We start from the raw sequence: 12,318 nt of genomic DNA, 5'->3' as shown, positions 1-12,318 counted from the left end.
GAGGATCGAGGCGAGATGAAGAAGCTGGTCGCCGGCCAAAATGCGCCCATCGAGTTGTCGCACATCAACTTTCGGGTGGCGGCCACCGGTGCGGACGTCGACCTGGTGGGCCTTGTCGTGGATTCCGACCTCCGAGTCCTCGATTCCGGTGATGTGGTGTTCTACAACCAGCCGGCGACAGGCGGGGTCCGGCTGGACGGCCCGCAGCTCACAGTCGACCTGGACGGCATCCGGAGCGGCGCAACCGTACTGTGCGCCGTCAGCGCGGAGCCGGACACGGGCTCGGGGGTGCATGCGGAACTGACCGGGCTAGCGCACGGCGAGGTCCTGTTCGGCTTCGATGTCCGGCCGGCGCACGGCGAGACGGCGTTGCTCTGTTTCGAGCTCTACCAACGCGCCGGGCGCTGGCGGGTTCGTGCTCTGGGTCAGGGTTACGGTGGTGGGCTCGCCCAGTTGCTCACGAGTCATGGCGTGGACGTCGACGACCCGCCGGAAGCGGAATCGATTGCGCCAGTACAGATTCCCGGTGCTGCTGCAGCACAATCCGATTCACGTGGCGAACTGGATCCGGCGTCCGTGGTCTTGGGATCGGACTACACCGCAGCCATTGCCCGCGCGCAGGTGGTCTTCGAGGATGCGGCCCGGTCGGCAGCGGGATACGTACAGGCCGAGGCATTTGCGATGGACCGTCTCGACCAGGAGCTGAGCGACGCGATCTCCGATCCGGCACAACGTAATTCGCCCGCAGCCTCGCACCAGCGCGAACGGGCGCAACGTCGCTGCGACGAGCTGATCGCCGCTGCACGACAGCGATTTGATGCCGATTCACAGATCCTGATCGCAGAATTGGCAGCCCTCGATCCCCAATTGCCGCCTGCAATGGCGTCGTGGACATCGCCGGCCTGGACACGATTGAACGGGCCACCTGCGAGCGGTGTGCGCATCGGCGAGTTCGCAGCTCCCGAACGTGGCGAGCTACGACTGCCCTTCTGCGTGCCGACACCCATCGCGCGCCCGATCTGGGTGCTGGACGGCGACCTGCCGGCTCTGTCCGCAGTCACGTCCTTGGTGTTGCGACTGGTCGTCGCTGCGCGGGCCGTTCCGAGCTCCTCGACCACCGCGGCCAGGTCCGTGGCGGTGGATGTGTTCGACCTCACCGGTTCGCTCGCCCCGCTGTCGGATCTACTCACCCCGCTGCTCGGCTCCGCGGCAGTGACATCCGCGGACGTGATGGTCGATCGTCTGGGCGCGCTGGAATCGTCTCTGGAACTGGCGCAGATGGCGTTGGAAGCCGGGGACGTCGCCGACGTCTACAACAGGGTTGTTGTCGTCGCGGACCTGCCGTTCGGATGGGATGCGGCAACGATGGCCCGATTGTTGCGCATCATCGACAGAGGTGGCCGGCTGGGCTGGTCGTTTGTATTGTCAGGCGCGGTCGATGAGCATGACGCCGACCCGCTGGTCAGCATGATCGCCGACCGCACGCTGATGTTCCCGATGTCGGCGGACGCCACGGCGCACGACCCCTGGGTGGGTCTGCAGTGGTCGGTGAAGCCCGAACAGATCGAGCCACAATCGCCGCAAGCGCGTCAGATCGTCGCCCGCCTCGCCGACCCGGCGCCGCAGCCCGGGGCACGGCGACAGCTGTAGCGAAACCCAGCCGTCGGGCTCGTCAGCGCCACCGCTCGGCCTCCTTGGCCAGAGCCACCAACTCGGCGCCCAGCTCGGCGAGTTCGGATCTGTCGGCCTCCTCGGCCACCGCCGTAGCAATGTCCTCGGCGGCGCACCTCAACCGGAACAACCGTTCGATCAGTTCATCGGCTTCGCCCGCGCTCAGAACCACTGCATCGGCCGGGATGGAAGAACCGGCGACCAGACTGCGTTGCTCGTATGCGCGTTGGCGGCACGACTGCTTGCAGTACTTACGACGACGGCCCATCTCCGACTCGATGACCTCGCGGCCGCACCATGAGCAGGAATTGCGGGTCCGGCTTCGTCTCGCCGTGGTGGACGAATGATCCATAGACGATGACGGTACCGGGCGGCAGACCCGAACTCGCGGAGCGACCGCGGCGACTCGAGGACGTATTTCGCACGTGGTCCCGCAACGCGCGTAAGATGGATAGGTAATCCAACGAGAGGACAGTAGTTATGGCAGATCGAGTCCTACGCGGCAGCCGTCTCGGAGCGGTGAGCTACGAGACCGATCGCGATCATGACCTTGCTCCCCGGCGCATCGTCCAGTACCGCACCGACAATGGTGAGATCTTCGACGTCCCGTTCGCGGATGACGCCGAGATCCCGTCGACGTGGCCGTGCAAGAACGGTATGGAAGGCACCATTCTGGAAGGTGCCGAGCCGGAAGAGAAGAAGGTCAAGCCGCCGCGTACCCACTGGGACATGCTGCTCGAACGTCGAAGCGAAGAGGAGCTCGAGGTGTTGCTCGCCGAGCGCCTGGATCTGCTCAAAGCTCGTCGCCGGGGCGCCAGCTAGATCCGGTCAGTTCACGACATCGCCGCGGCACCTCACGGTGCCGCGGCGTTTTGTCATTTCCGGCGGAGCTTGGCCATCCGGTGGGCCAGTCCCCAGCGAGGGACCTTGAAGGCCGCCTCGCGGACGATGCTTCCGCTCATCTTCGACTCCCCCAGCTCGCGCTCGGTGAACGTGATGGGTACTTCGGCCACATCGAACCCGGCCTGGACCGTCCGCCATCCGAGGTCCACCTGGAAGCAGTAGCCGTGCGATTCGATCGACGACAGGTCGAGCGTTTCCAGCACATGGCGGCGATACGCGCGGAACCCTCCGGTGATGTCTTTGATCTTGACCCCGAGCGCCAGCCTCGAGTAGACATTGCCACCCCGCGAGAGGATCTCGCGACGCCGCGGCCAATTGACCACCGTTCCTCCCGGAACGTACCGAGACCCGATCACCAGGTCGGCACCGTCGTTGAGGCGGTCGAGCAGTCGATGCAACTGCTCCGGAGCATGACTGCCATCGGCATCCATCTCCACCAAGACGGTGTAGTCGCGAGCCAGGCCCCACTTGAAGCCGGCGATGTATGCGGCGCCGAGACCGTCTTTCACGGTGCGGTGCATCACGTGGATGCGGTCAGCGCCGTCGGTTGCCGCCAGCTTGTCGGCGAGTTCGCCGGTGCCGTCGGGACTGCTGTCGTCGACGATCAGGATGTGCACCGCGGGCTGCGCTGCGTGCACACGCTTGACGATCAACGGCAGATTCTCGATCTCGTTGAACGTCGGGATGATCACCAGGGTGCCCGCCCCGTCGGCCCCGACCGGCCGCGCAGCCTGCGAGTTGTGCTCAGGCTCCGTCACCATGCTCCTCCTTTGACCATCCCCTGAACCTAATGCCTGGCGCCAGCAGGAACAAAAAGGCGCAGACGCCCAAGAGTACGGCCAATCGCTCGGGCCACGGCCCGATTTTCGTGGCGATGGTCTCACCTGTGTGCAAGGGAATCGTGCCCTGCAGGGTCGCGGGTTCGAAGAACCCGCTGCGTGAGCTGGTATGGCCGTCGGGCGCGATGATCGCGCTCACACCGCTCGTTGCTGCCACCACCACGGCGCGCCCGTGCTCGACCGCCCGAAGCTGTGACATCGCCAACTGCTGGTAAGTCATCTGCGTGCGTCCGAAGGTGGCGTTGTTCGTGGGTACCGAGAGGAACTGGGCCCCCGATTGCACGGCCTTTCGTGCCGAACGATCGAACGCGATCTCCCAACACGTCGACACCCCCACGGTCACGCTCTGCCCACCGGTGGTCTCGACGGCGACGACGCCTGGGCCGGTGCCCGCGCGGAAATTGCCTGCCTGCTCGGCATACGAGGAGAAGAGGGTGAAGAAGCTTCGCCACGGCAGGTATTCGCCGAATGGCTGGATGATCTGCTTGTCATACCGGCCACGTATCTGGTCTCCGGAATCGCGCCGTCCGTCCCACACCAGCACGGTGTTCGTCGGGCGTCCGTCAGCGTTCCGGACGAGCGTGCCCACCAGGATCGGGGCGCCGACAGCTGCTGAGGCGGCCGTGATCTCTTCGGCTGCATCCTCATTCGCGGTGGGGTCGATGTCCGAGGCGTTCTCGGGCCACACCACGATGTCGGGACGGGCGGCGTCACCGGCGTCGACCGCGGCAGCCAGACGGAAGGTCTCGCGTACGTGGTTGTCCAGGACCGCCCGACGCTGATCGTTGAAGTCGAGGCCCAACCGGGGGACGTTGCCCTGGATCGCGGCAACGGTGATCTCGTCGTCGGAACTGTTTCTGCCGTCCACAGAGGGCCACAGGGCGGCCGCGACAATCGGTGTGATGAGCGCGAGCACCAGGGCCGGCACCACGGTCTGCCATCTGACCGGCCGTCGGATCACCGCCCCGATCACTGCGGTCAGCGCTGCCCCCGTCAAGGCCACCGAGAACGACACCAGAGGTGCGCCCCCGATCGAGGCGAGCGACAGCGTCGGCCCACCGACTTGGCCGAAAGCTGTACGACCCCAGGGAAACCCGCCGAATGGGAATGATGAACGTGCCCACTCGACGGTGACCCACATGATCGCGAACCACAACGGTGCCGCAGGCCAGGTGGTGGTACGGCAGGCGATCACGCCGAACAACCCGGTGTACAGCGACATCACCACTGCCAGCGCCACCCACGGGAGCGGCCCCACATACACCCCGATCCACGGCAGCAGCGGGAGAAAGAACCCGAGGCCGAAGACGAATCCGTACCAGAATCCCTCGCGGAATCGAACAACGCCTCTGAGCGCAGCTGCCAGCAACGCCAGCGACAGGATGCCCAGGAACCAGAGATCGCGCGGCGGGAATGCGGCCCACATGAGCACGCCTCCGAGCGCACTGACCGCGGTGCGAATCACCCATGGCCGCTGCGTCGCGTCTCGGAGCCGGGCGATCGTTCCGCCCTCGGACTCCCCTGGCGCGATTGCCGTCGTCACAGCCCCGCCCGGTCGTAGATCGTCACGCCTGCCCTCACAGTACGAATGCACTCCGGGAGCCGGCTGCCTGCACTGAGGTCGGGTAGTGCAGGTACGCGCGACCGGGGGTCGGTGGACCAGCGGGCCACTGCCGGATCAGCGGATCCGGCAACAACCAGGTTGTCCACATCCCAGACGGCGTAGTCGGCGGGCGCGCCGGGAACGAGGGTTCCGGCCACACCGTCGCGGTGACCACCGGCCCGCCACGCCCCCCGCGTGACCGCTGCGAAAGCTGCTCGAACGGAGATGGCGCTGGCCGGGTTGTTGTGATGCGCGGCCGCAGCGATTGCCTCCCACGGACGCATCGAGGTCACCGGTGCATCCGAGCTGAAGGCCAGGCCGACGCCGGCCTTGGCCAACTGGGCGAAGTTGTTGAGTGAGCGGCCACGGTCAGGACCGAGCCGCTGCTCGTACAACTGGCCAGGGCCACCCCAGAGGGCGTCGAACAACGGCTGCATACTGGCGATGACGCCGCAGGCAGCAAGAGTGGTGGCCTGGTCACCGGTGATCATCTCCGCGTGCTCGATGCGGTGTCCCAATCGGGCCATCGCAGGACCGCCGAACTCCCCCGCCACTTCGCGGAACGCATTCACCACGACGTCCATCGCGCCATCGCCGATCACGTGGAAGCCCGACTGGATACCGGCAGCGGTGCAAGCGCGTAGATGAGTGGTGACGGTGTCTTCGTCGAGGTAGCAGACGCCGTGGGTGTCGGCGTCGCTGTAGGGCTCTCGGAGCAGCGCGGTGTGCGACCCGATGGCCCCGTCGATGAAGAGGTCGCCACCGAGGCCGTGTGCGGCCGTCTCGGCCTGCAGAGCGCGGGCGTGCTCGGAGTCGGTGACGGCTTCGCCCCAGTATCGGCGGATCTCGACGGGGTGGTCGAGGTGGGCCAGTGACAGGAAGTCGTCCCGGCCGCTGATGTCCGGGCCGCCGTTCTCGTGGACCGCCACGATGCCGTGTGCGGCTGCATCGTCGAGCGCAGCACGCTGGGCGCGATGTCGCCCATTGGCGCTCAACAACATCCGGGCCGCGGCACGGACCCGGTGGTGGGCGTCGGCGGTCAGCGGTCCCTGCTCGTCGTAGCCATGACTTCCCACCAGACCGTCGGCCCGAGCCCGCAGCGCAGTGGACACCACGGCCGAGTGTTCGTCGATGCGTGCCAGATACACCGGTCGATTGCCGACCACGGCATCCACTTCGGCAGTTGAAGGGCAGGTCAGATCCGGCCACGTCGATTCATCCCAACCGAGGCCCCAGATCAGGTCGGTGTCGGTGTGTTCGGCGGCGTATCGGCGGATCTGTTCGAGACAGTCGTCCCGGCTCACGGCGGCACTGAGGTCCAGGCCACGTAGAGCCAGACCGGCCGACGTCAGGTGCACGTGCGAGTCGACGAAGGCGGGCGCCACCAGTGCGCCGTCGAGATCGATCACCTGCGCGTCGGGATGCAGGGTACGGCCGACGTGATCCGAACCCACCCAGACGATGGTGCCGTTCGCAACTGCCATGGCCGTCGCGTCGGGGGCACTCGGGGTGTAGATATGGCCACCGATCAGCAATTGACTCTCCACGAGCGTCCAGTCTGCCTGTCGAACCGATCGTCAGTCGCTGCAGGTCCGTGAACAAGCTGCCGCCGCGGCCGGATCCGTTCCGATGGGCAAGCCGATCAGAGCTCGGTGTAAGGCTTGCGGAGTTGGGGATGTGCCGCGTCGAAGCCGGTGGTTCCCGTGGTTCCCGCACCGGAGGTATCGATGACCTGGCCGTCCACGACGGTGACCCCTGCCATGCCGCGTCCATACCGTGCGTAGTTCTTCTCCACGGCGCTGACCACCTTGCGTGTGCCGACGGCGATGACCATGGGCCGCAACAGAACGCGAATGGGCTTGAGGAGCAAGAGGATACCGACCGCACTCGACACCAGGCCGGGGATGATCATGAGGATTGTCGCCGCGGCCAGCAGTGCGGTGTCGGCAACGGGTGCTGCTGAGTCGGCCGGATCGACGGGGCTGCCACCTGCTGCTCTGCGTCCGGCGTCGCGCAGATTGGCGAGGGTCTTGGCGCCCTGACGACGCAGCAACCAGAACCCGCCGATGACCGTTGCGACCACCAACAGCAGTGTCCAACCGAAGCCGATGGCGTAACAGAGTCCGACGAATGCGGCGATCTCGATCGCCACATAGAGCAAGAAGAGTGCGAACTTCATGATGTCAACCGTCCCGACTATCGGCATGTGCGTACACGGGGACAACGAACGAGATGCCCGATTTTCTCCCGACCCGTGGGATCGACGATCTCAACGGTCTTCACCAGCGCGAATCGACGCCGTTGAGCTCAGGCGCCCTCGATGTCACCCTCGGTTTCGAGGTACACCCGGCGCAGCTCGTCGAGCATCTCCGGTGGCGGTGCAGACCACATCTGCCGTTGGGCCGCTTCCAGCAGTCGCTCGGCGATGCCGTGCAGCGCCCAGGGGTTGGACTTGGTCATGAAGTCATTGTTGGCCTCGTCGAGGACATAGGACTCCGTGAGCTGCTCGTACATCCAGTCGGCCATCACGTTGGTGGTGGCGTCGTAACCGAAGAGATAGTCCACGGTGGCGGCCATCTCGAAAGCGCCCTTGTACCCGTGCCGCTGCATCGCACCGATCCACCGTGGGTTGACGACTCTCGCACGAAAAACTCGTGTCGTCTCCTCGGACAGAGTGCGCGTGCGCACATTGTCGGGCGTGGTGCTGTCCCCGATGTACGCCTCCGGGTCCCGTCCGGTCAGAGCGCGAACGGTTGCGACCATGCCGCCGTGATACTGGAAGTAGTCGTCCGAATCGGCGATGTCGTGCTCGCGGGTGTCGGTGTTCTTGGCGGCCACCGCAATTCGTCGATACGCCGACCGCATGTCCTCGACGGCGGCGACACCGTCACGACCACGCCCGTACGCGTAGCCTCCCCACGCCGTGTACACCTGCGCCAGATCCTGGTCGGTGCGCCAATCCTTGGAATCGATCAACTGCAGCAATCCCGCGCCATAGGTACCGGGCTTGGAGCCGAAGATCCGGGTGGTCGCCCGGTCGACGTCACCGTGTTCTGCGATGTCGGCCCGGGCGTGTGCGGCAACGAAGTTCACATCGTCGGGTTCATCAAGAGCGGCCACCATCCGGACCGCGTCGTCGAGGATGGTCACCACATGGGGGAAGGCGTCGCGGAAGAATCCGGAGATGCGCACGGTGACGTCGATACGCGGTCGGCCGAGTTCGGCGGGCTCGATCAGGTCGAGGGCGGTGACCCGTCTCGAGGCCTCGTCCCAGATCGGCATCACCCCGAGAAGGGCGAGTACCTCGGCGATGTCGTCGCCCGATGTGCGCATGGCACTGGTCCCCCACACCGACAACCCGACCGACTTCGGGTACTCGCCATGGTCTTTCAGGTAGCGCTCGAGCAGTGAGTCGGCCATGGCGCGGCCCGTCTCCCACGCGAGCTTGGACGGGACAGCCTTGGGGTCGACGGAATAGAAGTTGCGGCCGGTGGGAAGTACGTTGATCAAGCCGCGCAACGGCGATCCACTGGGCCCGGCGGGGATGAAACCGCCGTCGAGAGCGTGCAGTATCCGCGGTATCTCCTGGTCGGTCTGGCGCAGCCGTGGAACGATCTCCGTTCCGGCGAACTCGAGGATCTGGGCCACCTCGCTGGGGTGCCCGGCGGCCACCTCCGCGACGGTTGTCATGTCCCAGTTGCTCTTCGCGCATGCGGCCACGAGTTCGCGTGCCTGGGCTTCGATGTCGTCGGTGGCACCGCGGCCTGCGGTGCCGTCCTCGACCAGACCGAGTGCCTCCCGTAGCCCGGGCAGGCTCTGTTTCCCGCCCCAGAGCTGACGTGCGCGCAGCATCGCCAGCACCAGATCCACTTCGACGTCATCGGCCGGCGGCTGGCCGAGTATGTGCAGGCCGTCGCGGATCTGTACGTCCTTGATCTCGCACAACCAGCCATCGACATGCAGCAGCATGTCGTCGAAGACGTCTTCCTCTGGTCGTTCGGACAGCCCCAGGTCGTGATCCATCTTCGCCGCCTGCAGCAGCGTCCAGATCTGCTGTCGAATCGCAGGCAACTTACCCGGGTCGAGCGCGGAGATGTTGGCGTGCTCGTCCAGCAACTGCTCCAGACGTGCGATGTCTCCGTAGCTCTCGGCTCGGGCCATCGGCGGGATCAGGTGGTCGACCAGCGTCGCATGGGCACGACGCTTGGCCTGGGTGCCCTCGCCGGGGTCGTTCACGAGGAACGGGTAGATCATCGGGAGGTCGCCCAGTGCCGCGTCGGTTCCACATGACGCTGACATCCCGAGCGTCTTGCCGGGCAGCCACTCGAGGTTGCCGTGTTTGCCGACGTGCACCACTGCGTCGGCGCCGAACCCGTTCTCTGCGGCAACCCACCGATAGCAGGCCAGGTAGTGGTGGCTCGGCGGCAGATCGGGGTCGTGGTAGATGGCAACTGGGTTCTCGCCGAATCCGCGGGGCGGTTGGACCATCAGGACGATGTTTCCGAATTGCATTGCCGCGATGACGATATCGCCTTCGGGATTGGCCGATCGGTCGACGAACAACTCGCCCGGGGCAGGCCCCCAGTGTTCGATCATCGATTCTTGCAGGTCGGCGGGCAACGTCGCGAACCACTCGCGGTAGTCCCTCGCCGACAGACGAATGGGATTGGCCGCCAATGCTTCCTCGGTGAGCCAATCGGGATCTTGTCCCCCCGCCGCGATCAGCGTGTGGATCAGCTTGTCCGAATCGTTCTCTGCCAGACCGGGTACGGCGCTGTCGCCGACTTCAGGACCGATGTCGTACCCGGCGGCACGCATGGCCTCGAGAAGCCGCAGCAGACTCTGGGGCGTGTCCAGGCCGACCGCATTGCCGATGCGGGCATGCTTGGTGGGATAGGCCGAGAGCATCACCGCGATACGTCGTTGCGCGGTAGGAATATGCCGTAATCGTCCGTGCCGCACTGCGATTCCTGCGACTCGCGCACAACGCTCGGCGTCGGGTCTGTACCAGGGCAGTCCGTCGTCGCCGATCTCCTTGAAGGAGAACGGGACCGTGATGATCCGACCGTCGAATTCCGGGACCGCCACCTGCGTCGCCACGTCGAGCGGTGACATCCCGTCGTCGTTGGCGGCCCAGCTCTCACGAGACGAGGTCAGGCACAGGCCCTGCAGGATCGGCACGTCGAGACGTGCGAGCTGCTCGATGTTCCAATTGTCGTCGTCGCCACCGGCGGACGCCGTTGCCGGTGTGGCTCCTCCGGCCGCAAGGACGGTGACCACCAGCGCATCGGCAACCGCCAGTTGTGCCAGCAGATCGTCGGGAGCAGTGCGTAGCGACGCGCAGAAGATCGGCAGGGCACGGCCGCCCTTGTCCTCGATGGCATCACACAGGGCATGGATGTACGCCGTGTTCCCCGCAAGGTGCTGAGCCCGGTAGTACAGCACCGCGATGGTCGGCCGTCCGTCGGTGTCGGATGGCACCGAACGCTCGAGCAGTCCCCATTGCGCGGTCGCGACGGGCCCCTGGAACCCGTGGCCGGTCAACAGGACGGTGTCGGATAGGAACGCGTGGAGGTTGGCGAGGTTGTCCGGCCCGCCTTGGGCGAGGTAGTTGTGCGCGTCGGCGGCAACACCGGGGGCGACCGTGGACAACGACATCAGGTCAGGATCAGGTAGCTGTTCGCCCGATAGCACCACGGTGGGCAGCCCCGCGGCGAGAACGGCGTCGAGGCCTTCCTCCCACATCCGTCGGCCACCGAGGATCCGGACCACGACGAGATCGGCGCCGTCGAGCAGGACCGGCAGATCCTCGCTGACCAGTAGTCGCGATGGGTTGGCCAATCGGAAGTCCGCGCCACTGGCCTTGGCCGTCAGCAGATCGGTGTCCGAGGTGGACAGCAGCAGGATCACGGGGTTCCTCCTTGCCGGGATCTCGCGCCCAGCGGGTTGGTGTGGCGGTACGGCAACGAGGGTCTGACTCCGGGTCTCCCCGACACAGTGGCGCGACCGCGCCGGATTTCCACCGGCTTCCCCGTTGCGGGTCGGGCTCAGCCTATAGAAGCCCGTAGTCAAGTGACCACGTCTGGTCGTCGATGGGCCGGCCGCCGGTGACCTGCCGATCCGGCATCACCCCACACACGGCCAGTACCGTGGTCCCCATGTCCCGTCCCGCCGATCGTTGTCCGGGAGTGTTCTCGGCGCATCCCGCAGCCGACGGTCATCTGGCGCGTATCCGTCTTCCCGGAGGCCTGATAACCCCCGCCCAATTGCAGGCTCTGGTCGTGGTGGCGGACGAGTTCGGGGACGGGCACATGGAACTCACCTCGCGCGGGAACCTGCAGCTACGCGGAATAGCGGACGTGGCGGGCGCGGGCGACCTAATCGTCGATGCGGATCTCATCCCGACGCCGAGTCACGAACGGGTGCGCAATCTGCAACTGTCAGCGTTGAGTGGTCGCCGCGGCGGGCTGCTCGACGGCCGACCGGTCCTCGACCGACTCGACGTCGCCCTTCGCGGAGACAACCTGTTGGCTGCACTGCCGGCTCGTTTCCTCTTCGGCGTCGACGACGGGCGCGGCGACGTGCTGGCCGAGGCACCGGACGTCGGCGTCGTGGCGGTCGACAGTGGGCATTTCGACCTCGTGGTCGCCGGGAACCCCACCGGCCGGCAGGTCACAGCAGATCGCGCGGCCGTGACCATGCTCGACGTGGCTCACGCGTTCCTCACCGACCGTGCGGACGAGTGGCGAGTACAGGACCTTGATGCTTCGCCGACGATCACAGGATTGCTCGAAGGTCTTCCCCGAACTCGACCGCATACCCCGCCTGCCCCGCCGTCGGAGCCGCTGGTGGGGTGGCTCGCGCAGGACGACGACCTCATCTCGTTGGGTTCGGTGGTGCCTCACGGTCGCTTGTCTGCGCGCATCGCCGAGTTCCTTGCTGCCATCGAGCGCGACATCTACCTCACGCCACGCAAGGAAATCCTCGTCTGTGATCTGACGGACGGAATGGCGGACACGGTGGTGCGGGTGCTGGCCCCCATGGGTCTGATCTTCGATGCAACGTCGCCGTGGACGCGGGTGAGCGCCTGCTCTGGATTGCCGGGATGCGACAAATCGCATGCCGATGTGCGTGGGGATCTCGAGCAATATCTGGCGGTCGGCGACCAGTCCGTTGACAGCCGCGAGCACTGGGTGGGCTGCGAACGCGGCTGTGGATCGCCGCACTCTGCTCATATCCGGGTGCAGGCGACCCCGGTGGGGTACGAACGCCGAGCGTTCTGATCGACCAACTATGGTGGCT

The 12,318-nt window shown here is 66.0% G+C and carries 9 protein-coding genes and 1 riboswitch; of the genes, 3 read left to right on the top strand and 6 right to left on the bottom strand.

What is annotated here, in order from left to right; all coding sequences use genetic code 11:
- The first annotated feature begins 15 nt into the window (after nucleotides 1-15).
- Complete coding sequence (locus WIMU1_RS14440) at nucleotides 16-1,650, top strand: TerD family protein (RefSeq protein WP_062798182.1); 1,635 nt, start codon at nucleotides 16-18, stop codon at nucleotides 1,648-1,650.
- A gap of 22 nt (nucleotides 1,651-1,672) precedes the next feature.
- Here the strand turns inward: WIMU1_RS14440 and WIMU1_RS14435 are convergent, their stop codons facing one another.
- Nucleotides 1,673-2,023, bottom strand: coding sequence for a hypothetical protein (locus tag WIMU1_RS14435; RefSeq protein WP_023959185.1), 351 nt, complete (start codon nucleotides 2,021-2,023; stop codon nucleotides 1,673-1,675).
- 128 nt (nucleotides 2,024-2,151) lie between these two features.
- Here WIMU1_RS14435 and WIMU1_RS14430 point away from each other — a divergent pair, with 128 nt between their 5' ends.
- Nucleotides 2,152-2,493, top strand: coding sequence for an RNA polymerase-binding protein RbpA (locus WIMU1_RS14430; RefSeq protein ID WP_023959187.1), 342 nt, complete (start codon nucleotides 2,152-2,154; stop codon nucleotides 2,491-2,493).
- A 53-nt stretch (nucleotides 2,494-2,546) separates the two neighbouring features.
- On the opposite strand, the gene WIMU1_RS14425 is transcribed toward WIMU1_RS14430, so the two are convergent.
- The 5 genes from WIMU1_RS14425 to cobN form a co-directional block, all read right to left on the bottom strand.
- On the bottom strand, nucleotides 2,547-3,335 hold the full coding sequence (locus WIMU1_RS14425; RefSeq protein ID WP_062798180.1) for a polyprenol monophosphomannose synthase: 789 nt from the start codon (nucleotides 3,333-3,335) through the stop codon (nucleotides 2,547-2,549).
- Entirely contained in the window at nucleotides 3,319-4,956 is a 1,638-nt protein-coding gene (gene lnt / locus WIMU1_RS14420; protein WP_371850299.1) for an apolipoprotein N-acyltransferase, read from the bottom strand. Before lnt ends, WIMU1_RS14425 begins: the two co-directional genes overlap by 17 nt.
- Nucleotides 4,953-6,563, bottom strand: a complete 1,611-nt coding sequence (locus tag WIMU1_RS14415) for an amidohydrolase (protein WP_062798178.1) — start codon at nucleotides 6,561-6,563, stop codon at nucleotides 4,953-4,955. Before WIMU1_RS14415 ends, lnt begins: the two co-directional genes overlap by 4 nt.
- A gap of 95 nt (nucleotides 6,564-6,658) precedes the next feature.
- Nucleotides 6,659-7,195 carry an FxsA family protein gene (locus WIMU1_RS14410; RefSeq protein ID WP_158599270.1) on the bottom strand — a complete coding sequence of 179 codons (537 nt, stop codon included), beginning with the start codon at nucleotides 7,193-7,195 and terminating at the stop codon, nucleotides 6,659-6,661.
- Nucleotides 7,196-7,323: 128 nt separating this feature from the next.
- A complete protein-coding gene (cobN, locus tag WIMU1_RS14405; RefSeq protein ID WP_062798174.1) occupies nucleotides 7,324-10,926 on the bottom strand; it encodes a cobaltochelatase subunit CobN in 3,603 nt (1,200 codons plus the stop codon).
- Nucleotides 10,927-10,977: 51 nt separating this feature from the next.
- Nucleotides 10,978-11,101: riboswitch (cobalamin riboswitch) on the bottom strand.
- 73 nt (nucleotides 11,102-11,174) lie between these two features.
- On the opposite strand from cobN, the gene cobG reads away from it, so the two are divergent.
- The gene (gene cobG / locus WIMU1_RS14400; RefSeq protein WP_062798609.1) at nucleotides 11,175-12,299 is read left to right on the top strand and encodes a precorrin-3B synthase; all 1,125 of its coding nucleotides are present in this window, start codon (nucleotides 11,175-11,177) and stop codon (nucleotides 12,297-12,299) included.
- Nucleotides 12,300-12,318 lie beyond the last annotated feature (19 nt).

The organism is Williamsia muralis NBRC 105860 (assembly GCF_001598915.1).
Lineage (GTDB): Bacteria > Actinomycetota > Actinomycetes > Mycobacteriales > Mycobacteriaceae > Williamsia > Williamsia muralis.
Note: the sequence above shows the minus strand (reverse complement) of the source record. Positions and strands in the feature narration are given on the sequence as shown.

What these genes read in the sequence shown, in the direction of transcription:
- WIMU1_RS14440 (WP_062798182.1), top strand. Translation starts at nt 16, where the DNA reads ATGAAGAAGCTGGTCGCCGGCCAAAATGCGCCCATCGAGTTGTCGCAC.
- WIMU1_RS14435 (WP_023959185.1), bottom strand. Translation starts at nt 2,023, where the DNA reads ATGGATCATTCGTCCACCACGGCGAGACGAAGCCGGACCCGCAATTCC.
- WIMU1_RS14430 (WP_023959187.1), top strand. Translation starts at nt 2,152, where the DNA reads ATGGCAGATCGAGTCCTACGCGGCAGCCGTCTCGGAGCGGTGAGCTAC.
- WIMU1_RS14425 (WP_062798180.1), bottom strand. Translation starts at nt 3,335, where the DNA reads ATGGTGACGGAGCCTGAGCACAACTCGCAGGCTGCGCGGCCGGTCGGG.
- WIMU1_RS14410 (WP_158599270.1), bottom strand. Translation starts at nt 7,195, where the DNA reads ATGAAGTTCGCACTCTTCTTGCTCTATGTGGCGATCGAGATCGCCGCA.
- cobG (WP_062798609.1), top strand. Translation starts at nt 11,175, where the DNA reads ATGTCCCGTCCCGCCGATCGTTGTCCGGGAGTGTTCTCGGCGCATCCC.